We start from the raw sequence: 21,551 nt of genomic DNA, 5'->3' as shown, positions 1-21,551 counted from the left end.
GTACAGCTCACTCAAGGCAGTCAGAGGATCATTGAATGAAAAGGACTAAACGATGCGCCGGACTCTGATCAACCGGTTGCCGATACGTAAAAAGATGATGCTGATCCTGATGATTACCAGCGGGTTCACGCTCATTCTCGCCTCGCTCACCTTCGTAGCGGGGACCTTCATATGGTCGCGCATAGCGATGCGGCAAGAGCTCACTGCGCTCGCCTCGATCGTCGGGCACAACAGCTCGGCGGCGCTGGCCTTCAGTGACCGGACCGACGCACGGCGCACCCTGCAGTTTCTCGAGGACAGGAAGTACATCCTGGAGGCCCACATCCTCTCAGAGGACTTCCAGCCCTTCGCATCGTACCGCGCGGCCGGAGTGCAATCATCCACGAGGTCAGGAAGGGATCTGGTCAAGGAAGCAGCGCAAGATGGCTTCTGGGATATGAACGGGGACATGGTGGTGGCCCGCAGGATCTCCCTTGAGGGGCAGCCGCTGGGAACCGTGGTGATAAGGGCAGACTACCGGGAACTGAACGCGCAGTTGACCTGGTTCTTTGGCTCCGTCCTCCTCGTGATGCTCGGAAGCCTCGCCTGCTCGTACTTCGTGTCGCTGCGGCTGCAGAGCGTCATCTCGGCCCCCATAGGTGGGCTCGCCCGCACCATGGCGTCGGTCTCCCGGGACCAGAACTACGCGGTCCGCGTGGAGAAGGGGAGCGACGACGAGATCGGGGCGCTCATGGACGGCTTCAACGAGATGCTAGGGCAGATCCAGGGAAGGGACGAGGAGCTTGCCAGCTACCGCAATGAGCTCGAGCAGAAGGTCGCCCAGCGCACCAAGGAACTCGACCTCACCGTAGCAGAGCTCCAGCACGCCATGGAGGCGGCCCAAGCGGCCAGCCGAGCGAAATCGCAGTTTCTCGCCAACATGAGCCACGAGATCCGTACCCCCATGAACGGGATGCTAGGGATGACCGAGCTCCTCATGGCGACCAAACTGGACGAGCAGCAGAAACGTTTCGTCTCCTCGGTACGCCGCTCCGGGGAGGCACTCCTCGCCATCATCAACGACATCCTGGACTTCTCGAAGATCGAGGCCGGAAAGCTCGAGCTCGAGGAGACCACCTTCAGCCTGCAAGATACCATGTCCGACGTGGTCGAGCTCCTTGCGGAGGGGGCGCACCGGAAGGGGTTGGAGATCGCGGCCCTGGTCGAGAAGGACGTCCCAAGCTTGCTTTTGGGAGACCAGGTAAGGGTGCACCAGGTCCTCATGAACCTCGTCGGGAACGCGGTGAAGTTCACCGACCGGGGGGAGGTTGTCATCTCCGGCACGCTCCTGGAGGAGAACGGCGACGAGGTGACCGTGCTCGTGAAGGTCACCGACACCGGCATCGGCATCCCCGATGAGGTGAAGGAGCGCATCTTCAGCGGCTTCTCCCAGGCGGACAACTCGACGACACGCAAGTACGGCGGCACCGGTCTCGGGCTCACCATCGCCCGGCAGTTGGTGGAGCTCATGAGGGGAGAAATCGGCGTCGAGAGCGTCCCCGGACGTGGCTCCACCTTCTGGTTCACGCTAAAGCTGCGCACGGAGCTCACAGTACGAAACGGCGCGACCAGGCCGAACCCGCTGGCCGGCTACCATGCGCTCATCGTAGACGACAACTCGATCAACCTGAGCATCATGCACCACGAGCTGGCCGGATGGGGGATGACCGCGGACATGGCGGACAACGCCGGGACTGCCCTCGACCTCATGCGCAGCGCGGTCGACGCCGGCTCTCCCTATCAACTCGCGATCCTGGACATGCAGATGCCCGGCATGAACGGGATCCAGTTAGCGCGCGCCATCAAGTCGGAACCCGCCCTGGAGGCGACGCCGCTTCTCATGGTCACCTCGGTCGGGCAGTACGGTGACGAGGAGGAGGCTATCAGGGCCGGAATCGGATGTTACATCAGCAAGCCGGTGCGCCAGTCGCGCCTTTTCAATGCGATCGTAGATCTTCTGGGAGTGGGGATGAGCAGCGCGGCACAGCCGATGCTGACGGTGCAGCCGAGTCCGGCGCAGTTTGGTGCGAGGATACTCCTGGTCGAGGACAACCCTGTGAACCAGGACGTCGCCACCGCGATGCTTGAAAGCTGCGGCTGCCTGGTGAGCGTGGCCAACAACGGCTCCGAGGCGCTCCACGTCGTCGCCCGCCAGGGGTTCGACCTCATCTTCATGGACTGCCAGATGCCGATCATGGACGGCTATGCCGCGACCAGGGTGATCAGGGATAAGGAGCGGGAGGCGGGCCCGGACGGGAAGCGGCGTACCATCATCGCGCTGACCGCGCACGCCATGCGCGGCGACCGCGAGCAGTGCTTCGCCGCCGGCATGGACGACTACCTGACCAAACCGTTCACACAGGCGCAACTGGCGGCGATGCTGCTGCGCTGGCTCCCGGAGGCTCAGGTGGTGGCGCCCGGAGTTGCGGAAGCGCCGCGGCCCTCTGGCGACTGGTTCGACCGTTCCACGCTCGAAGAGATCCGAGCCTTGCAGCAGCCTGGGAAGCCAAGCCTGCTGTGGAAGGTGGTCGGCTCCTTTGAGAAATCGAGCCCGCTGCTCGTCGAGGCCATGCGCGAGGGGCTGCACTGCGACGACCCACAGGGGGTGCACCGTGCGGCGCACACGCTTAAATCGAGCAGCGCCTCGCTGGGGTTTATCGCCCTCTCCGATTCCTGTCGCCGCATGGAGGCACTGACGATGGAAGGGGGAGACGCCGACACCGACGCCGAGGCGCTGCTCCAGCAGATAGAAACACAGCACCGGCAGGCGCTGGAATTTCTCGCAGCACTCAGGGAGGAAGAGGCCCCTCAGCCCTCCCCCGAACCAAGGAGCTAACATGGAAAAACAGAGAATCCTTGTCATAGACGACGATGAAACGATCACCACGCTGCTGCAGGGGATCCTGGAATGGGCAGGCTTCGAGGTGTGCATCGCCGGCAACGCGGCCGAGGCAAACCGGCACATATGGGAGGGGGCCAAGCCGTCGCTCATCGTCCTCGACCTCATGATGCCCTTTCTCTCCGGCGACAAGGTGGCGGGGATCTACAAGGGGAACGAGGCGACCCGCGACATCCCGATCCTCTACATCTCCGGCAAGCCCGAAAGCGAGCTGCAGACGATCGTGAGTGAAACTGGCGCCGCCGGGTACCTGCAAAAGCCTTTCGGCGCCTCCAAGGTCGTCGAAGCGGTGCGCGCAGTCCTCGGGTAAACGGCCAGGATCGGCGGGCATGGAACGCAGGTCTATGCAATGGTACCTGCTCAGGCACGGCCTGCTGGTGGAGGGGCTTGCCATACCCGGCGCACGGCCGGCCCGATCCCCAGACGCGTCTCTCTCTTGCAATCCGGTCAAAATGTCTTACCCTTACCCTTGAATTCTATTTGCTCAGGAGGAACTATGCCTAAGGTTACATTCAAGGGAAACCCGGTGACATTGGTTGGGCCGGAACTTAAGGTGGGAGACGCTGCTCCCAATTTCGCGGTAGTAGACAACGCTCTCAGCCAGGCAACGCTTGCAACTTATGAGGGTAAGGTGAAGATCATCAGCGCAGTGCCGTCACTGGATACGCCTGTCTGCGACACAGAGACGAGGCGCTTCAACCAGGAAGCCGCATCGCTTCCAGGGGACGTGGTGGTTCTCACCATCAGCGCCGATCTCCCGTTCGCGCAGAAGAGATGGTGCGGTGCCGCCGGTATCGACAAGGTGGTCACGCTCTCCGACTACCGTGACCGCTCCTTCGGCCTTGCTTATGGCGTCCTTATCGAGGAGCTTAAGCTTCTCTCCCGCTCCATCTTCGTCATCGACAAAAAGAACGTCATCCGCTACATCCAGCACGTCCCCGAAGTGACCCAGGAGCCGGATTACGCGGCGGTGATCGCCGCGGCGCGCGAGCTCGCCTGAGTAGAGGTAACTTGATGAAAAAGGCGCCTGCGGGATTTCCGCGGGCGCCTTTTTTTGTGAGTTTTTGGCAGGGCAGAAGCAAAGGCAAATCCCCCTGTCCACCCTTCGCGGAGGCGCGCTACGGGGGGCGTTCTCCCTTTCGCAAAAGGGAGAACGCCAGGTCAGCTACGACAAGCGGGATGGGCGACGGCAAGGGACAGGACTAAAAGGAGGGGTATCAGGAATGGGCGACGCCGCACCGGCACAAGGAGAGGCATAATGGCAGAAATCATCGTTTCCCCCTTCTTGAGGCGACCGCTGAAACCCCTGCCATCACACAACTACATTCCCGCACAATCAACATGAAAATGTCGAATCGGTGTGAGGTCCCGTTTTTTCTGGACGAAGAGGCCGTCTGATAGTAAAAATGGTCGCATGGAAGAGAGGATCATGCCCAAAACACAGTTGGCAAGCTACCTGCTCGCGGCACTCGCCGTAGTAACCGTGCTCCATTTCCACCTGATCCCCGCGGTCTTCGCCGGCCTCGCCGTGTACGCGCTCACGGCAAAGCTCGCGCTGCGCCTCCCGGCGAGTTGGGGCGCCCTGACCCAGAAGGTGGCCCTCGCCGGGATCATCCTCTTCGTCATCGCGCTCGTGTCCGGGATCTGCCTCGGGCTCTGGTCGTTTCTGCGCGGGCATCACGGCATGGCGAACCTTTTGGACATGACGGCGGAGACGCTCGACAACCTGAAGAGAAACCTCCCGGAAGAGTTGACCGCGGCGCTGCCGGACACGGTGGACGAGCTGCGTGAACAGATCGTCACCATGCTGCGCGAGCACGGCAAGAACATCTCCTCGGTGGGGATGTCGGGGGTGAAGACCTTCGCGCACCTGATCCTCGGCATGGTGGTGGGAAGCCTCGCCGTGCTGCACCGTTTCAACCTCGAGGACGGCTTTCCCCTGCTCGCCTATCACCTGCACGCCCGTCTTTTGAACCTGGCCGACGCCTTCGACAAGGTGGTCTTCGCCCAGGTGAAGATCTCGGCGCTGAACACCGTCCTCACCGCGCTCTACCTTGCGGTGGTCCTTCCGCTCCTGGGGGTCCACCTCCCCATGGTGACCCTGCTGATCCTGCTCACCTTCGTGGCCGGGCTTTTGCCGGTGGTGGGAAACCTCATCTCCAACTTCACCATCGTGCTGATCAGCCTCGGCGTGTCGCCTATGGTGGGCGTGGCCTCCCTCGTCTTCCTGGTGCTGATCCATAAGCTAGAGTACTTCACCAACGCCCGTATCGTCGGGGGCGAGGTGAAGGCGAACGTCTGGGAGCTTTTAACCGCCATGCTGGTCATGGAGGCGATCTTCGGCATCGCCGGCCTGGTCGCCGCCCCGGTGGTCTACGCCTGGCTCAAATCAGAGCTTCGCGCCTACCGGCTTGTCTGATTCATGAATCCTGCGCAACGCGTATTTTCATAGTAGAATGTGCGCATGGCCGCCACCATGCCGACATCCACTCCCGTTTCTGTGCGCCCCCTTACTCGCCGGGGGCTCCCCTACCCCCTTGGCAACATCCCGCCCCTGCCCTCGCGCGCCTTGACGCTTTCGTTCGCGCTGCTCCTCCTGGTGTTTCTTACCTGCCGCTTCGCCTGGGCCGCTCCCGAAGCCACGCTCTACTACTTCTGGGGGGTCGGCTGCCCGCACTGCGAGCAGGCGAAGCCTTTTCTCGAGGAGTTGAAGCGCAAGTACCCAGACCTCAAGGTCGAGGCGACCGAGGTGCTGCAGCATCGGGAGAACATCCCGCGCCTCATGCTCATGGCGAAGGAAAGGGGCCGGGAAGCGACCGGGGTGCCGGTCTTTATCCTCGGACCGCACTACCTGAGCGGCTTTTCGGAACAGACCCGCGCGCAGCTTGAAAACGCGGTCCGCGAGGCTCTCCCCCCCGCTGGGGGAGCATCGTCCAAAGCACCACCGGCCGCCGCACCGCAGCCGCCGGTTGCCGTCCCGGGACTTGGTGAGCTCGACCCGCAGCGCTACTCACTTCCCGTCTTCACCCTGGTGATCGCAGCGCTCGACAGCTTCAACCCCTGCGCCTTCTTCGTCCTCTTCTTCCTCCTGAGTCTCCTGATCCACGCCCGGTCGCGGCGTCGCATGCTCCTCATCGGGGGGGTCTTCGTCGTCGCGTCCGGAGTCCTCTACTTCCTTTTCCTCGCTGCCTGGCTGAACCTCTTCCTGATCGTCGGCTCGCTTCCGGCCATCACCGCAGTCGCAGGGCTCCTCGCGCTCTTCATCGCCCTCGTCAACATCAAGGATTTCTTCCTTTTCCACAAGGGGATCTCCCTTTCCATCCCTGAGGACAAGAAGCCCAGGCTATTTGCCCGTATGAGGCGGCTTTTGAAAGCCGAATCACTCCCTTCCCTGCTCGTCGGGAGCACCGTGCTCGCCGTGGCGGCGAACAGCTACGAACTTCTGTGCACGGCGGGGTTCCCTATGGTCTTCACCCGCGCGCTCACGCTGCACGAAATGGGCAAGATCGCGTATTACGGTTACCTCGCCCTGTACTGCGCCGTCTATATCGTGCCTCTGGCGGTGATCGTCGTGATCTTCACAGTGACGCTCGGTGGGAGGAAGCTGAGCGAATGGCAAGGGAGGGTGCTGAAGCTGGTATCGGGGGTGATGATGCTTGGGCTTGGGGTGGTGCTCCTCATACGGCCGGCGCTTCTGAACGACCCGGCGACTTCGCTGCTCCTTCTGCTGGCGACCCTGGCGCTCGCCGGGGGGGGCGCCTGGATGTTTCGCGAGGCGGGGGGAGAGGACCGGGAGGAGCGGGATTAGCCTGTCGCGAAGCTTTCGGAGAGTACGGATTTTATCGTCGAGTTGAGACTCGCCATGTCGAAAGGCTTCTGCAGGAAGTTGACCCGCGCACGGTCCACCCCTTTTTCGAGCAGGGCCTCCGCCGCGTAACCGGACATGTAGATGATTTTAAGCCCTGGACGCAGCGCGAGGATCCTCTCTACCGCCTCCCTGCCGTTCGCCCCGGGGAGCATCACGTCGGAGAGCACCAGGTCGATCGAAGTCTCGCGGTTGCGGCAGAGCTCGATCGCCTGAGCCGCGTCCTCCGCCATCAGCACGCGATACCCCATATGTTCGAGCATCTTCTCCGTCATCCTACCCACGATCTCGTCGTCCTCTATCACCAGTACGGTGCCCGAGCCGTGTGCAGCCGTGAGCGCCCGGTGCTCCGCCGCGCGATCCACGAAGCTCGGCAAGTAGATCCTGAAGGTGGTGCCGGCCTCGGGCGCGCTGGAGACGGTCACGAAGCCGCCGTTTTGGGTGACCATACCGTAGACGGTGGCAAGCCCCAACCCGCTGCCGCTCCCCACCTCGCGCGTGGTAAAAAATGGTTCGAAGATGTGTCGGCAGGTTTCGGCGTCCATGCCGTGGCCGGTGTCGACGATGGCAAGCTCGGCGTAGTCTCCCGGGAGCGCATCGAGATAGGCGCTGCAGTCATCCTCGCTGAGGGTTACGTTACGGGTGATGATGGTGAGATCCCCTCCGTCCGGCATGGCCGCGATGGCGTTGCGTACGATGTTCGATACCACCTGCTCCATCTGGGTCGGATCGATCTTTACCTTCCACAGGCTCTCGTCCAGGGAAAGGGAGACCCGGATCCCGGCACCCCACATGGCGGACCATCTGGCCGCCAGCGCGGACACCTCATCGTTTATGTCCAGGGTCTTGGGCGAGATCAGCTGCTGTCGTGAAAAGGAGAGGAGTTGTGCGGTGACGTCGCGGGAGTGCTCCGCCGCCTTGCAGATCTCGCGCAGGCACTCCGTGATGCGCCGGTTGCCGTGGAATTCCATGAGGAGCAGCTCGGCGTACCCGATGATCACCGAGAGCATGTTGTTATAGTCGTGAGCAACTCCCCCTGCCAGCCGTCCCACCGACTCCATCTTGACGGACTCCCTGAGCTTGTCCTCGAGAAGCTTCTGTTTCGTGATGTCGTTGATGACCAGGCCGCAGTACCCCGGCTTGGCCCTGAAGAGCCAGAGCTGGCAGCACCTAGCGTCTATCGTGTAGCGCTCCAGTGCGATCGGGTTCCCCTCCAGCACCAGCTTCCCGAGGCTCTCCAACTGCGCCGTATCCAACCCGGGGAGCACGTCCAACAGGGTGCTCCCCACCAGATCCTGGGCCTTCTTACCGGTGAAGGACTCGAAAGCGGGGTTCACCTCAACGAAACGGAAATCCGCGGCTCTCCCTCCGGGTCCCACGAGCATCTGCAGGAGCGCGAAACCGTTGCCCATGTTCTCAAAGAGCAGACGGTACTTCTCCTCGCGCTCCTTCAGGTCACGGTGTACCGACCGGGCTGAGGCGATGGCCATGGCGCACACGTCGGCCGCCGTGACGGCTAGATCCAGGTAGCTGCGCGTGTGCTCCGGTGTCGCGAAGCCACCGAACCAGAGCCAGCCGATCACGTCATCGTGGGTTAGGCGCACCATGAAGCAGCGGGCGGCCTCCTCGATGTGGAAGCGAGCATCGATACGCTGTGCCAGTGCGCGCAGGGTCTCCTCCCCGGTCGCGCGCACCCCGTGCCGCCTGAGGGCTTTCTCCTTGGCCGCGGGGATGAAAGCGAGCTCCTCGGCCCCGAAGAGCAGCGAGAAGAAGGCCAGCATGTCGTCGACGACCCGCTCCTCGCCATTCGATTTGGCAACCCGGGAAAGCATGTCGAGAAGGAGCGCGTAGTCCGAGGCGGGGGCGGTCCCCCCAGCCTTAGCCTCCAGCCGCTGAAGTTCTCCCCGCGCCTTCTCCAGCTGCAGGGCGAGAAGCTCAGGGGGCACCGGCAGGACCGTTACCGGGCGCTCGACGAAGGCACCGAACTCCCGGGCCGCCACCTCCGCATCCGGGTTGCATCCAGTATCGAGGAGGGTTATTCCGGCGCAGCTTTCGGCAAAAAAATCGACGGCCGTGGTGCGGTCAAAGCCCCACTCCCCGAGGAAGCCCCGCCAGTTCGCGGCCCAACCGGAGGTAACCACGAAACTCCCGGCAGCGGTGATTCGATCGAAGGTGCACTCGCCGCTAACAAGTGCGGCACAGTGCGGCTTCTGCAGAACAAAAACCCCGTGGAGGTCGTCTGGAACGGAGCCAAGGGAGGCAAGGCACTCGCCGCCTACGAGGATAGCGGGTTGGCCGTCGCAGATGTGCCGGACGTCTTCCCAGTTGAGGGGGGGACGGCCGCAGCAGCCGTGGAAGGTCCGGCAGTCGAACCCGGCGATGCGCCCCTGCACGATGGTACCTTTCACCTCGGGCCCTAGGGTTTCGCAGCAGCAGATCAACATCGGCTCCATGCTCACCCCCTTACGCCTTGGAGCGGGTAGCGCCCGTACTCCCGCGCCGCCTGTGCTACCTGCTCCAGGGTCCGTTCCGGCACCTGCCAGGGAATCTCTCCGTGCTGGTCCGACAGGATAAAGCCCCCACCTTGCGCCGCGGCGTCGATGGCGCCCTTCACTTCGGCTATCGCAGCCGCTTCGTCCCAGGAGCGCATGGCGATGCCGTTCAGATTGCCGAAAACGGTCAGCCTGCCGCAGCAGCGTTTCTTGACCGCGGCGAGGTCCTCCTCCCCGCCAACGCCTACCATCGCGGTACCGCTACCCGCGAGGTCCTCTACCACGCCGAGACATGGCCCGGAGGCGAGGTGGGTTGCGGTGGGGCCCTTAATGGCATTGAGAGCCCTGCGCGCTGCAGGCCAGCCGAAGCTACGATAAAGGGAGGGGTCAATCATCTTCGGTGAGGCGAGGGGATCGAAATAACAGATGGCGTGGGCTCCGGCGGCGAGCTGTGCATTACCCCATTCGGCGCAAAAGGCGGCGTTTACCTCCATGAGACGCTGCATGAGATCGGGGCGGTCGAACATGAGGTCCAGGTACGCATCGAAACCAAGTTGCATGACCGGAAGGGAGAACGGTGACATGACGACCCCGATGATCGGTACGGAATCCCCCACCGCATGCCTCAGTCCGCGCTGTGCCTCGAGGACCCGGACGAGCCCAGGAGCAGCGCTCAGCCGCGGCGGGGCGAGCGATGCGATGGCGTCCGCCTTCAGCGGAGGGGCACCCGCGTTGGGTGGTCCGTCGTCCCTGAAAATGGTGCTCCCACCCCAGGCTTCCACCTCGAGCGAGGCATGGAAGAAGGCATAGATGCAGTCGTGTCCGTAACGCCTGAGCATGGCGAGCTGCCCGCGCACCACGTTTTCCGAGCTGGAGAAGTACTCCTCGATGGAGAGCCCAAGCTCCCTGGCACCATGCAGGGTGAGGAGCAAAAAGAGCGGGACCCGGTCCGGTTCCCGGTGCGACAAAGCGGTAAGGACGCGTTCCATGCTGGTCACGGCTCACCTCCAGATGCCTGGATGAGTGCCGGGAGCACCTGGGAAGCGGTGGCGCAGCAGAAATCGGCGCCTACCTCGTCGCAAAGCGACGGGTCGAGCCGGAAAGGGGCCCCTCCGACGATGATACGGCATGGGACTCCTGCCTGGTCCAGCTTGTCGCGCACCTCGCGCACCTTGAGGGCCGAGGGGAGCATAAGCGCCGAGATGAGGAGCACCCGGACCGAGTCCTCCTGCACCCGCTGCACTAGTTCCGCGGCGGTCACCGTACCGTAGTCAAGGTAATCAACGCCGCCCCCCCTGAGCACGAACCCTACGAGACGCTTGCCGAGGAGGTGGTAGTCCTCCAAAACAGCGAGAGCAACGCGTTCCTCACTTACACGGTTTGAGGGTGCACCGCGGAAGGATTGTTCCATGAAATCCTCGCACAGCCGACCGCTCATGTACACGTGGGACAGCGAGAGTTCCCCGCGATCCCATTTTTCGCCGATACCGGCGAGGGCCGGGGTGATGAACTGTTCGCAGAAAAAAAGGGGGGTAAGACCAGAGGCTGAATAGATCCGCTGCAGGGCGAGCCGGTCCATGTTGACCAAAGCGAGCTCAAGGAGATCAGCGGATGGACGGGCGGGTACGTCAGATAGGTGGCCGGCGGGGTACGACACAATCATCTATCACTCCGGATAGCAAGTTGCGCAGTAAGGACTCAGTCAACATCTGTTAGAACGTAGGAAGAACGGAAATCCGTGTAGGATTTTGTAACAAGGTACACCCGCCTCTACCAATAGTCCATCTAAAAAATATCCAATGTTGCAACAGAAGCCAGCATCCAGCGGGGTTCTGCCAGTTTTTTTCATTTCCTGTGAGTGGAATCACTATTCAGAGACAGTGATTCGCGGCCCGCATATCACCTTCACTCGCGTCGAAGCGGTTTTGTTCCTGGGACGATACGGCGAATTCCCCCCTGCGTTGCGGGAAAACCTATGCAAAACATTAAAGATCACCCGGCAATATCCGATAGGGAAAAGGACAGGCGCCGGTTTGGTCAACCCGGGCGGGCGCACTCACCGAAGCGGCGTCGGGTAACGGCGCGAAGGGAGCTTATCACATGAAACTCTTCGGCAACTCCAGCAGGACGCAGGTCGACGAGCAGGCTGCGGAAATCGCTAAGCTTACACAGATGCTCGACAACGTCGACAACATCGTCATGCTCTGCGACACCACCAACGACAACAACATTATCTACATGAACCGGCAGGCCCACGCCCTCATGCAGCAGCATCGCGCCGCGCTGAACGCGGGGTTGCGCGGGGCCGATGTCGCCAACGCGGAGGGGAAGAGTATCCACCAGTACCATAAGGACCCTGGGCGCATCCGCAACATCTTCGCCAACGCCCGTGCCAAGATGCCGCACAAGGCGGAGATCCCCATCGGGGACGTGACGCTGCGGACCACGGCCTATCCCATCTGGGACAGCAAGGATCCTTCAAAGGTCCTCTGTTACATGGCGTGCTGGAACGACATCACCGCCGAAAAAGCAGTGGAGCAACACCAGCGCGATTCCATAGAGCGCAAGGAGTACCTGGAAAACCGGGTAACCCAGATCGCCACCGCCATGGAGGAGATGAGCATGACGGTGAACGAAGTGGCGCGCAGCACGGTCGATGCCGCCGATTCTGCCACCAAAGTGTTGACTAACGCGCGGGAGGGGCAGGACGTGGTGAACCGCGCCGTCACTGAGATGCGCAAGGTGGCGGAGATCGTCCGGAGTTCAGCGGGGATCGTGGGGAATCTGGGGGACAAGTCGGCGCGCATCGGCGAGTTCGTCGCGGTGATCAACGACATCGCGGACCAGACAAACCTCCTTGCGCTGAACGCCGCCATAGAGGCGGCACGCGCCGGCGAACAGGGGCGCGGCTTCGCGGTGGTGGCCGACGAGGTGCGTAGCCTGGCCGACCGCACCGTCGCCTCGACTAAGCAGATCCGGCTCATGGTGGACGAGATACAGAAGGAGACCGCCTTGGCGGTCGAGTCAATCGAGAAGGGTAAGAACGAGGCGGAGGTGAGCGAGGCGCTCTCGCACCAGGTGGACGCCTCACTGTCGAACATCGTGCTTTCCATCGAGGAGATCGAACACGTCATCGCGCAGATCGCGACGGCGTCCGAGGAGCAGGCGGCAACCTCCACCACCATCGCCAGCAACCTCGAGGAGATCGTGCACGGCTAGAACCCACTCCCGCCTCTAACCTCCTTGAGACGGGCTTGGGGAAACCCCGCCGGCCCCGGTATCCGGCGGGGTTTCTTTGTCTTTTTTTCTCCCTTTGCTAAAAACAGCGATCTTCAACCCCACGAAGCGCTGCATGAGCCCCAGCGTCCCCCCCTTTGCGAAGGGGGGTCAGGGGGGATTTGCCTTGGTCGGACGATACAAGCACCTGCTGACGCTGCGATCACGTACGCTGCAACAGCAAGTGACAGATGACGAACAACTTGTCCATGAGGAAAGCGACTCCGTTCAACCGGCTAAAACCAGTGGATGAAAAGCAAATCCCCCCCGTCCCCCCCTTCGCAAAGGGGGGAGCGTGATGCCATGCTCACCCCTTCGAAACTAAGCACACATGCTTCCCCGGAATTCCCGGATGAACCTTCGCAAAAGGGGGAGCGCGTGGGCACCTGCTACGCTTCGTGGCACCTTCACTACAGTTATCGATACCCCCCGCTTTTTACCGCGGGGTGTCGCGCAAAAGGGTGAGAATCCGCTCCAGGTCTGGTGGTTCTAAAGGCACCGGACGCATCGGGGTGAAAGGACGCTCCCGCCTCGGGTTTTCGATCCATTTTTTCAGCGACCGCTCCTCCCAGGCAGCTCCGCCTAGGGCCGTCTTCGGGTAGTAACGGGTGAAAAGCCCAGAGAGGTTCGGCGCCACGGTGCCTCGCCCCAGTCCCCCACGGGTCGTGGTGAGTGCTCGGTGGCAAGGACCGCAACGCTTGCCGAAAACGTCCTCCTCTTCACGCTCCCGCTTGAAATGCACCACCTGGGGCGGCTCTCCCCTCTTTTCTCCATTTACCCTCGTCTGGCGCGCTCCCGCGAGTATCGCACTCACCAAGGCCGCTCTTTGCGTCTCATCGAACTGAAACTGCGGCATCATGAGCGCCGGCACCCTCACCGCCTCGGAGATCTCCTGCGCCGTGGTCCCTTCCGGGAGCCGGTCCAGGTTGCTGGCCAGGCGGTTCCCGTCTCCCGCCGAGGTATGACAGCGCCGGCAGGCGAAGGTGTCCATGAGCCGCCGCCCCTTTTCCAACTGAGCGGAGCCCGGCACGGCGAACCATGCGAACCGTCCTTCGATCAGGCCGTGGTGCGCGATGCGCGCGCGGTCCGAGCGTGGGTCGCCACGGTGACAGTCGACGCATTTACCCAGCTTTTGGTAGTGGGGACTATGGCACTTGAGGCAGGAGATCCTCGCACCTTGGGCACCGCCGCACAGGCACAGAAGAAGTGCGAGCGTGATCAGAAGGGGGCGACGAACTGCCAATTGGCACCTCGAAAGTACATGGCGACTGCGGTAAGCGCGAGGACGGCGGCAAAGACGGCAAGAGCTAAGAGATCGAGGGCGCGCCGCTTTTTGGCAAACCACGTTGCTCCCTCAGGTGGTGTGCCGGGCGCGAGCCAGGGAAGGGCGACGAACGAGGCGGCAAGGAGCACCACAAGGTAGATCAGGTATTTCGAGTAGCTGACCAGTTCCTGAATCCAGAGAAGAAACCAGGCGGACTTCACCGGATTAGGGACCCGGGCGAGGTTCGCCTGCTCCTGGAGGGGAGCCGGCACCAGAAAGGCAAGCGCCAGGAGAAGCAGGACGGCGAGCGCGAAGGCGACCTTGACCGGCCTGAAAAAATGTGGGGATGACTTTACGTAGCCTCGTTTCATAGGTAGGGGAGCACCCCCTTGTTTTTTCTGATCCGGTAGAAGTGCAGGGCACTCAAAAGGAGCAGCGCCCCCGGGATCATGAGGATGTGCAGCACGTAAAAGCGCAAAAGCGACATGGCCTCACCTACCCCGTCGGGGACCAACACCGAGCGAAGCGCACCTCCAAGTGGCATGATGTGCAAAAGCTCCATTCCGGTCTGGGTGGCCCAGAGGGCGAGCTGGTCCATCGGGAGGAGATACCCCGTGTACCCCTCGAACACCGCCAGGAAAAAGAGCGCGCAGCCGATCACCCAGTTCATCTGGCGCGGCTTTTCGTAGGCGCCGGTGAGGACGACGCGCAGCGTGTGCATCATGATGAGCACCAAAAAGGTGTGGCTCGCAAGGCGGTGCAGACTCCTCAGGTAGCGCCCCCCCCAGACGGAGGACTCCAGGAGGAGAATGGATGGGTACGCCGCAGGCGGCGTCGGCTGGTAATAGAACAGAAGAAGCCCTCCCGAGCCGACCAGCAGGATTAGGCAGGTGAAGGCGAGCCCTCCCAGGCAAAAGGTGTAGGAAAGGGTCAGGTTCCTCTCAAGCACCGCACGCGGGAATAGATGTTTTAGAAATTCCTTGATCACTTCCCCCCCTACACCTGGACGTGGTAGCTCTCTCCCACTTGCGTCACCTCGTAGCGCTTGAGCGCCCGGTCGGCGGGCCCCTTCAGCACCCTTCCCTCCCGGTCGAAGGCCGAGCCGTGGCAGGGACAGACGAGTCCGGTGGGAGTCACGTTGACCGTGCACCCGAGATGGGTGCAGACGAGATCCAGGGCGTACACCCTCTCGCCGTCGCGCATCACCGCGATACGTGCCTCGCGGTACACGAGCGCTCCGTCCTGCGGCAGCTCTTCCCGCGCCACGGTGAGGATGGTCTGCTTGCGCTTTGCCCGCGGGGTGAGAAACCTCGCGAGGCCCCATCCCCCAACGGCGAGGGCGATCAGGGCGCCGAGGAAGTTTCGACGTGATTGACGAGGCTCTGCCATTTCTCCAGGTATCCCCTTTGGTACGCGGTCGTCTTCCTGCTCATCTCCAGGTAGCGCGCCTGCGGGTAAAAGGCGCCGTTTGCCACCTCTTGTCCAGTCGCATCCCAGAAGGAGGATAGCGTCATCCCCTCGGCGGCCGGGCGGTAGATCCGCTCCTCCTCGCGCTCGAGCACGAAGCGGCGCGGGTTGTCGTGGCACCCCTCACACATCACGCTCCCTTTGCGCACCGTGTGCGGGAAGAACGCTTTCCACTGCGCCGCAAGGAGGCGGTTTTCATCCCAGACGGCCCGGTCGTGCCGGATATCGGTGAAGTACGCGATGAACTGCGGCCGGATCGGGCTCACCCTCCCCTGCCGGTTCAGCCCAAGCGGCGGCGCGTCCTGCCTTCTCAAGTAGGCGCTCTTCACGTACTCCTCGGCGGCCTGATCCCGGCGCACCCGGTACCACTCCTTCGAGGGGCTGTCGCCGTCGAAGCGCAGGTAAAAGGTGCCGTACTCCTGGGGCGCCCAAGCGGAGTGGCAGGCGTAACACTCCATCTTCTCCAGGTGCGCCGCGATGCGGTGTTCCGGGATACTCCGCTTCGGCTCGTGACACTCCCGGCATCCCTTGGCGCTCTTCTTCCCCGCGGCGAGGCTCGCCATGGTGTGACAGACGGCGCAGGCAAGGCCCGCCTCGGCGTGCACGTCCGGGGTCATCTTCAGGTATGCCTCGCCGTAGGCCACCTCGCCGCGCTGGTAGCGCATGCTGTCCTCGCGCGGGGCCATGCCGTAGTAGTCGGTCCCGACGAAGTACCCCTTGTGGCAGGTAAAGCAGTCGCGGTCCTTCGGCTTCGCGATCTCGTGCCCCCTGGCGCCGTGGCAGTCGGTGCACCCTTTCAGGTGGCAGGCGTTGCAGTTCTTGGCGAAGAAATCCGGGTCGGCTATTCCCCAGCTCCGGGCGACGAAGTCGCGCTCACCCTTGCGGTTCCCCATCGCCTGATCGAAGAGCGCCGCGTATCCCTTGTGGCAGCCGACGCAGCCTGCGGCACCGCTCTCGCGGGAGGCCGGGTCGGCGAGGGTCTTCGCCTCGTCAAGGTGGCAGGAGAGGCAGGGAAGACCGCGGTGCGCCCCCTTCACCGTCTTCTTGTGGCAGACGGTGCAGTTCTCGGCAGCGAGCGCGGGGAGCGCGCTAAGGAGCAGAGATAAGGCGACGATGCAGCGCATCATGAAGCGCACCATGGTCCAGCTCCTTTCGATAGATGGGATCGGCCGCCTTGTCGTGGCAGACGAGACAGAGGTTCACCGCCAGGGCACGCCGCACCTCGGCGCCGTTCAGGGGGCGGGAGCGCTCCCGGGTGATCGCCGAGTAGGCGCGCACCTTGCCGTCCTGCAGCGTGAGAAAGCCATCCAGCGGCTTGTCCGCCGACTGCTCGCAGATCATGGTCCCCTCGATGCTGCGGCCCGAGACGACGTGCTGGCCGAAACCGAGGAAGGCGGGGTTGCCGTGACACTCACCGCAACGGATCGCTTTCTTGCCGGTGTTGTGGGAGTAGAAGGGGGCGAAGCGGAGCTGCTGCTTTCCCTTGAAGCGCGCTACGTACTCGTTCTTGGAGATGCTGCCGTCCGGCTCCACCACCGATACGAAGGTCTGGCACCCCGGCGTCACCGTCGAGATTTTGCCGCGCTGGTTCAGGGCGAGCGGGAAGGGATAAAGCATCCGGTAGTCCTCCTTTTCGCTGAAGCGCCCTTGGGTCTCGATCCCCTTCACGAAATCCATGCCTGTCTTCGACTTGTCGTAGGTCGTGTGGCACCCGTAGCACTGGACCACGGTGCGGGAATGGCACGAGTAGCACTCAAGCCGTCCGTGCCCGACGACGGTATGCTCAGGCGTACCGGTGATGACCCGGCTCTTGAACAGCTTGCCGCTGCGCTTCCCGAGCACCCATACCGCGCCGTCGCGGTAAAAGACGTTCGAGTAGCTCCTCCCCTTCGCGGTGACCATCATCTTCATCCCGGGGCGCATCTGCATCCGGTACCCGGCCGACTCGCGTAGCGCCTCGTCGTGCTCGGAGACGATCTCGCGGTAGCGCGGCGGTTTCGCACCGCCGTGGCAGTCCTCGCAGGCGATCTCTGTCTGCAGGTACATGTTGCGGTAGGAGTAGCCGTCCCCCATCAGGTCGCGCGAGGTGTGGCAGTCGATGCAGTCCATCCCCGCCTTGAAATGCATGTCCTCTGCGATGTGGGTCAGGTTCCTGTTGCCGCTCGCCATTACCGGGCCGGGGCGCCCCCCCCTGGTCGGCACGAGGGAATTGTTGCCGTCGTTCAGCCCCTGGTAGGAATAGGCGATGCGGCCGCTGCGGTTGTGGCAGCGCGAGCAGACCTCGTTGCCGGGAAGGCGCTCCATGGCGTGACTCGCCGCGTAAGGTCCCCTACCCTGCACCGTGGTGTCCTTCCCTTCGTACTGCGCCCGCTCGTTGTACGGGAAGTGGCAGGCGGCGCATCCCGAGGCGTGGCTCGCGCCGTAGACCTCGCCGCTCTCCCGGGCCACGTGGCACTGGGAGCAGAACTTCCGGTAGAGCTCGCCGGAGACGTGGTCCAGCTCGGCCACCGGCTTCAGGCGCTGCGCCTTTCCTTCCGGGTCGTAGATCTCGCCGCCGCGGCTGCTGAAGAGTTCCCCGTCCGGCCCTTCCCAGGTGAGGTTTATGTTCCGGATCATCCCGGTGGTCGTGTACATGAGGTTCGACTTGACCCGGTCGAGCTGGTAGAGGTGACAGGAGCCGCAGGTCTTTTCCCAGTGCTCCGGCGCGGAGGGATTGCCGCGTCCGTGCATGCCGCGGTGCGCCGCCTCCTTGGTCCGGGCGAGCGGGTCGCCGCCGTGACACGGGACGCAATCGGGGTGCGTGGCGGAGACATGCTCGATCTTCGCATGGCAGGAGAGGCAGTTGTTCGCCGGCGCCCCTTTTCCGGCGCAGCCGGCAAGGGCGAAAAGGAGCAGGACGAGCGCTATTTTGCCGGATCTCCCGCCGGAATATGTGTCGCTGCCGGTAACCTTCATCTCACCCGCTGTTTCTTCCCTTGAAGTCCCGCGCATTATAGTCAAATCGTGTGAGTTAGCCAAAACCTTTTCATGAGTCGGAGGACAAAAAAAGCCGGCATCGCGGGGATGCCGGCAATCACAACCAGGATCTTTTTAACCACCCTCCCCTATTTGCCGCTCTGGCTGATGCTCACCCTTTTGGTGAACTCTTTCCAGACGAAGGGATCGCTGTTCGGGGTGCCGAACGGGAGGTAGGTCAGTTTCACTTCCACATCGAGGTCGTAGGCGGACGGTTTCTCGACCGTCTTGCCGTTCACTTCAACCTCTTCGAGCGGATAGAAGATTTCGAAGCGCTCCTTCACGAGTTTCCCCGGCGGGAGGCCGGTATCCTCGATGAGACCGCTCTTCTCGTAGGGGCCGCGCCCCATCCTGTCGCCGCGCGCCAGCTGCTGCGGGACCGGCATGTAGATCTTTTCCTGATTGAACACTTCCTTGCCGTCTTTCGTCTTACCGATTACCGACAGAACCAGTCGGTTGGGGGTCGGTCAGCCGTCGGGTATGGAGTGGCCGGCCTTGTTCACCATCTCGACCTTCACCACGGCCCTCGGCCTGATCTTCGCGCCGTCACGCCAGTAGTAGCCGAACGCCTCGGCCTTGAACTCCACCGCCTTGTCGGTCATGGCGGCATCACGGTACCCCTGGATGTTGTGCCCGAGCTTGGAGTTCTTCATGTGGCAATCCTGGCAGTTTTCCTGCCCGACCTCCGCCTTGTAGGCCCAGAGGTAGCTGCCGTACGAGGTGCAGCACTGGGTCGGCTCGTCGAGCTCCAGGTTTGGCCCGAGACCGTGGCACTGGCCGCACTGGATCGCCTGGTCCATGATGGGCGAAACCGCCATCTTCGGAAACTTCTGCGAGTCGTGCGCCCCTTCCTTGGAGCCGTACACCACACCCGCCTTGGGATAGCCGTCCTGCCACTTGTGGGTGATGGCGTTACGGTTGTGACAGATAAGACAGTTGATGGAGACGCTTTTCAGCTTTTCCTCCAGTTTCTTGGCAGTCTCCTTGTCTTTCTTCTTGAGGGCGTCCTTCCAGCCGTAGAGGGTGTCGACCAGTTCCTGCGCCACCGAGTCCTCGGCGTCGGCAAGCTGCGGGAGGTGGCACTTGGCACACCCCATCAGGTGCTCGACCTTCACGTCCTTCCTGCTTTTCACCCCGGAATAAGGTTCCTCCATGAGGCCGTTTTCGATGGTGGTCATTATGGTCATCGCCGTGCGCGCCGTACCGAAGACGGAGCGCGAGTGAATTGATTTCTGAGCCTGGTCGTGCTGCTCCTGGTGGCACTCAACACAGGAACTCGAGTCGTACATCTTGGCCAACTCGGCCATGGTCTTAGCCTTGCCCGATTTGGCAGCTATGGTGTCCTGCCAGCCGACACCCGCCTTACCCGCGAACGCCGGCACCGCCAGCACTCCGAGGAGCAGGGCAGCCGCCAGGCTTCCTTGCACTGTCAGTCTGTTCATGATTTCCTCTGTGGTTTCCGGTTAACGATATTGGGGGGCGCCGCGCCTAAGCGGGACGCCCCTTCCACATCAGCATCCCTGCAGCTCATCGCCCTCGCACTCGGAGAGGGAGATGGGCGAGTCTACCTTGATCTTCTCCGCCTTGGCCTTCCCGAACTTCAGCGTCACCTCGTTACCCTGGACGGCAAGCACCTTCGGGCTTCCCCCAAGCGAGCTCACCATGGCCCCTTTCTTCACGAAGGCGGGGGGCGCGGCCTCGAGGGTCACCGTTACCTGCTCACCTTCCACCTTGGTTACTTTTCCTTTAGCGGGGCCGGCGGCAAAGGCCGTCGCGGCAAGTGCGATCGTCATCACGGCCGCAGCCGCGATCTTCATAGCTTTACGAAACATCTTCATCCTCCTTTGTAGTTCATGGTTTGCTGCTTTAGAGGCCTCCCCCCGGAGGGGGGAGGTCGGGAGGGGGGAAGTTCGCCCTCCCCCTCCCTGTCCCTCCCCCTCCAGGGGAGGGGACTCATCAGGCAATGGTTTGCCGGGCTAGAAGATGACCTGCAGCTGGGTCACGTAGGTCATGAAGTCCTCGGTCTTGTCGGCAGAGGTCCCGGTCCCCTTGTTGAAAGAAGTCGAGTTCGCCTCGAAGGTGAGCTTCAGGTTCTGGTCGCGTAGGTAGTAGTTCACACCGCCGCCGTACCAGTCGATTTTCTGGTTGTAGATACCGTTCAGATTGGCGAACTTCCACTTCTCATAACGCACGAAGAACTGCAGCGGGGTGTTGGGGAGCATGTAGCCACCCTTCAAGTAGTATCCGTTTTTCTGGCCGTTCAACCCGACTACGAGCGAATCCGGATTGTCCCCCAAATACGCGTCGTCCAGGTCGATCTTCTCGTAGGCGCCGGAAGCGGTGAAGGTGCCGACTGCTTCTACCGGGTACTCGAAGAAGCCGTCGAAGGTGTACGCCTTGTAGTCCTTCGCATCGGTCTTCAAGACCGTGTTGCCGTAGGCGACGTCCGGCTCGAACTGGTAGGCGGCGCCGATGGTGGCGACCTTTTTCTTGCCGAGGTAGGTCCCCTTGTAGCCGTAGTCGTTCTCGGGGTCGAGCAGGGTCACGTGCGCACGTGCCGAGTAGCGGAACTTGGAGCCGGGCGTAACGTCCCCGGAGAGCGCCTTGCGCCCTTCCATCGCGTCAAGGCGGTACTGGAACATGTCGTTGAAGAGGTTACCCCATACCGCCACCCCGGTGTCGCGTGTCGTGGTGAAAGGGGCGCGGATGAAGAGCGAGCGGTCCAGGGTGAGCGGCATCTCACAGGCTTCCAGGTTCTCGCGGGAGAGGTTGTACTTGAACTTGCCGACGTTGACCCGGAAAGCGTTGTCCAGCTTGAAGCGCACCACCGCGTCCAGGAGCTGGAAGTTGGAGCCCTGGTTCTCCGCTGCGACGTCCAGCGGGGTCAGGTTCTGGTCGTCGGTGTACTCGGTCTGCACGTAGATGGACATCATGTCGCCGTACTTGCCCATGAGGGCGAGGCGGTTGCGGCGGAAGTTGAAGTTCGCCGTGGTGTCCTCGTTGTTGTCTCCAGAGCCGGTGTCACGGAAGGTCATCTGGAACTGTCCTTTGTAGTCCAGTTGCAGCGCCCCTTCGTCGTTAGGGCCAAAGGTCATTCTCGGGCCGGCGAAAGCGGTGCCGGCCATGAGCACCAGCCCTAGGGTTGCGCCGGATACCACCGATATATTAGGCATTTTCAGCATAGATTACTCCTTTTGTATTGGGTTTCCCGTACAGTGTGCGAAGCGTACTTTC

At 62.4% G+C, this 21,551-nt stretch carries 18 protein-coding genes; 6 read left to right on the top strand and 12 right to left on the bottom strand.

Features of this window, described 5'->3' with window-relative positions; all coding sequences use genetic code 11:
* Positions 1 to 52 precede the first annotated feature (52 nt).
* From E8K79_RS14210 to E8K79_RS14190, 5 genes are all read left to right on the top strand, one after another.
* Positions 53 to 2,875: a response regulator gene (locus E8K79_RS14210; protein WP_136515291.1), complete on the top strand. Its 2,823-nt coding sequence runs from the start codon at positions 53 to 55 to the stop codon at positions 2,873 to 2,875.
* A gap of 1 nt (position 2,876) precedes the next feature.
* Positions 2,877 to 3,248, top strand: coding sequence for a response regulator (locus E8K79_RS14205; RefSeq protein ID WP_135868937.1), 372 nt, complete (start codon positions 2,877 to 2,879; stop codon positions 3,246 to 3,248).
* A gap of 186 nt (positions 3,249 to 3,434) precedes the next feature.
* Entirely contained in the window at positions 3,435 to 3,938 is a 504-nt protein-coding gene (gene tpx / locus E8K79_RS14200) for a thiol peroxidase (RefSeq protein WP_135868938.1), read from the top strand.
* A 429-nt stretch (positions 3,939 to 4,367) separates the two neighbouring features.
* Positions 4,368 to 5,357 carry an AI-2E family transporter gene (locus E8K79_RS14195; protein ID WP_246043829.1) on the top strand — a complete coding sequence of 330 codons (990 nt, stop codon included), beginning with the start codon at positions 4,368 to 4,370 and terminating at the stop codon, positions 5,355 to 5,357.
* Between the two features lie 45 nt (positions 5,358 to 5,402).
* A complete protein-coding gene (locus E8K79_RS14190; RefSeq protein WP_246043828.1) occupies positions 5,403 to 6,746 on the top strand; it encodes a thioredoxin family protein in 1,344 nt (447 codons plus the stop codon).
* Here E8K79_RS14190 and E8K79_RS14185 read toward each other — a convergent pair.
* From E8K79_RS14185 to E8K79_RS14175, 3 genes are read right to left on the bottom strand one after another with little or no spacing between them, the layout of a single operon-like run.
* On the bottom strand, positions 6,743 to 9,256 hold the full coding sequence (locus E8K79_RS14185; RefSeq protein ID WP_136515289.1) for an ATP-binding protein: 2,514 nt from the start codon (positions 9,254 to 9,256) through the stop codon (positions 6,743 to 6,745). The genes E8K79_RS14190 and E8K79_RS14185 overlap by 4 nt on opposite strands.
* A 2-nt stretch (positions 9,257 to 9,258) precedes the next feature.
* On the bottom strand, positions 9,259 to 10,284 hold the full coding sequence (locus E8K79_RS14180) for a uroporphyrinogen decarboxylase family protein (RefSeq protein ID WP_136515558.1): 1,026 nt from the start codon (positions 10,282 to 10,284) through the stop codon (positions 9,259 to 9,261).
* Positions 10,285 to 10,289: 5 nt separating this feature from the next.
* A complete protein-coding gene (locus tag E8K79_RS14175) occupies positions 10,290 to 10,958 on the bottom strand; it encodes a cobalamin B12-binding domain-containing protein (protein ID WP_136515288.1) in 669 nt (222 codons plus the stop codon).
* A gap of 437 nt (positions 10,959 to 11,395) precedes the next feature.
* Here E8K79_RS14175 and E8K79_RS14170 point away from each other — a divergent pair, with 437 nt between their 5' ends.
* Positions 11,396 to 12,514 carry a methyl-accepting chemotaxis protein gene (locus E8K79_RS14170; RefSeq protein ID WP_136515287.1) on the top strand — a complete coding sequence of 373 codons (1,119 nt, stop codon included), beginning with the start codon at positions 11,396 to 11,398 and terminating at the stop codon, positions 12,512 to 12,514.
* Positions 12,515 to 13,007: 493 nt separating this feature from the next.
* Here the strand turns inward: E8K79_RS14170 and extS are convergent, their stop codons facing one another.
* From extS to extI, 9 genes are all read right to left on the bottom strand, one after another.
* Positions 13,008 to 13,814, bottom strand: a complete 807-nt coding sequence (gene extS / locus E8K79_RS14165; protein WP_136515286.1) for a selenite/tellurite reduction operon c-type cytochrome lipoprotein ExtS — start codon at positions 13,812 to 13,814, stop codon at positions 13,008 to 13,010.
* The gene (extQ, locus tag E8K79_RS14160; protein WP_136515285.1) at positions 13,790 to 14,206 is read right to left on the bottom strand and encodes a selenite/tellurite reduction operon b-type cytochrome membrane protein ExtQ; all 417 of its coding nucleotides are present in this window, start codon (positions 14,204 to 14,206) and stop codon (positions 13,790 to 13,792) included. Before extQ ends, extS begins: the two co-directional genes overlap by 25 nt.
* Positions 14,203 to 14,823, bottom strand: a complete 621-nt coding sequence (locus tag E8K79_RS14155; RefSeq protein WP_136515284.1) for a cytochrome b N-terminal domain-containing protein — start codon at positions 14,821 to 14,823, stop codon at positions 14,203 to 14,205. The genes extQ and E8K79_RS14155 overlap by 4 nt, the downstream gene beginning before the upstream one ends.
* A gap of 8 nt (positions 14,824 to 14,831) precedes the next feature.
* Entirely contained in the window at positions 14,832 to 15,224 is a 393-nt protein-coding gene (locus tag E8K79_RS14150) for a QcrA and Rieske domain-containing protein (protein WP_136515283.1), read from the bottom strand.
* The gene (gene extO, locus E8K79_RS14145; protein ID WP_136515557.1) at positions 15,179 to 16,438 is read right to left on the bottom strand and encodes a selenite/tellurite reduction operon b-type cytochrome iron-sulfur cluster-binding subunit ExtO; all 1,260 of its coding nucleotides are present in this window, start codon (positions 16,436 to 16,438) and stop codon (positions 15,179 to 15,181) included. Before extO ends, E8K79_RS14150 begins: the two co-directional genes overlap by 46 nt.
* On the bottom strand, positions 16,392 to 18,257 hold the full coding sequence (gene extM, locus E8K79_RS14140) for a selenite/tellurite reduction operon c-type cytochrome ExtM (protein ID WP_136515282.1): 1,866 nt from the start codon (positions 18,255 to 18,257) through the stop codon (positions 16,392 to 16,394). Before extM ends, extO begins: the two co-directional genes overlap by 47 nt.
* Before the next feature lie 149 nt (positions 18,258 to 18,406).
* A complete protein-coding gene (gene extKL / locus E8K79_RS14130; RefSeq protein ID WP_281276092.1) occupies positions 18,407 to 19,759 on the bottom strand; it encodes a multiheme c-type cytochrome (seleno)protein ExtKL in 1,353 nt (450 codons plus the stop codon).
* A 69-nt stretch (positions 19,760 to 19,828) separates the two neighbouring features.
* On the bottom strand, positions 19,829 to 20,149 hold the full coding sequence (gene extJ, locus E8K79_RS14125) for a selenite/tellurite reduction operon protein ExtJ (protein WP_136515280.1): 321 nt from the start codon (positions 20,147 to 20,149) through the stop codon (positions 19,829 to 19,831).
* 144 nt (positions 20,150 to 20,293) lie between these two features.
* Complete coding sequence (extI, locus tag E8K79_RS14120; protein ID WP_136515279.1) at positions 20,294 to 21,499, bottom strand: selenite/tellurite reduction operon porin ExtI; 1,206 nt, start codon at positions 21,497 to 21,499, stop codon at positions 20,294 to 20,296.
* Positions 21,500 to 21,551: the final 52 nt, after the last annotated feature.

This window comes from Geomonas edaphica, assembly GCF_004917075.1.
Lineage (GTDB): Bacteria > Desulfobacterota > Desulfuromonadia > Geobacterales > Geobacteraceae > Geomonas > Geomonas edaphica.
This window is presented reverse-complemented; position numbering and strand designations above follow the sequence as displayed.

Coding starts and splice junctions, on each gene's coding strand:
- extQ (WP_136515285.1), bottom strand. CDS start 14,206: ATGAAACGAGGCTACGTAAAGTCATCCCCACATTTTTTCAGGCCGGTC.
- E8K79_RS14210 (WP_136515291.1), top strand. CDS start 53: ATGCGCCGGACTCTGATCAACCGGTTGCCGATACGTAAAAAGATGATG.
- extM (WP_136515282.1), bottom strand. CDS start 18,257: ATGAAGGTTACCGGCAGCGACACATATTCCGGCGGGAGATCCGGCAAA.
- extJ (WP_136515280.1), bottom strand. CDS start 20,149: ATGTTTCGTAAAGCTATGAAGATCGCGGCTGCGGCCGTGATGACGATC.
- E8K79_RS14185 (WP_136515289.1), bottom strand. CDS start 9,256: ATGGAGCCGATGTTGATCTGCTGCTGCGAAACCCTAGGGCCCGAGGTG.
- tpx (WP_135868938.1), top strand. CDS start 3,435: ATGCCTAAGGTTACATTCAAGGGAAACCCGGTGACATTGGTTGGGCCG.
- E8K79_RS14205 (WP_135868937.1), top strand. CDS start 2,877: ATGGAAAAACAGAGAATCCTTGTCATAGACGACGATGAAACGATCACC.
- E8K79_RS14175 (WP_136515288.1), bottom strand. CDS start 10,958: ATGATTGTGTCGTACCCCGCCGGCCACCTATCTGACGTACCCGCCCGT.
- E8K79_RS14170 (WP_136515287.1), top strand. CDS start 11,396: ATGAAACTCTTCGGCAACTCCAGCAGGACGCAGGTCGACGAGCAGGCT.
- E8K79_RS14180 (WP_136515558.1), bottom strand. CDS start 10,284: ATGGAACGCGTCCTTACCGCTTTGTCGCACCGGGAACCGGACCGGGTC.
- E8K79_RS14150 (WP_136515283.1), bottom strand. CDS start 15,224: ATGGCAGAGCCTCGTCAATCACGTCGAAACTTCCTCGGCGCCCTGATC.
- E8K79_RS14190 (WP_246043828.1), top strand. CDS start 5,403: ATGGCCGCCACCATGCCGACATCCACTCCCGTTTCTGTGCGCCCCCTT.
- E8K79_RS14195 (WP_246043829.1), top strand. CDS start 4,368: ATGCCCAAAACACAGTTGGCAAGCTACCTGCTCGCGGCACTCGCCGTA.
- extI (WP_136515279.1), bottom strand. CDS start 21,499: ATGCTGAAAATGCCTAATATATCGGTGGTATCCGGCGCAACCCTAGGG.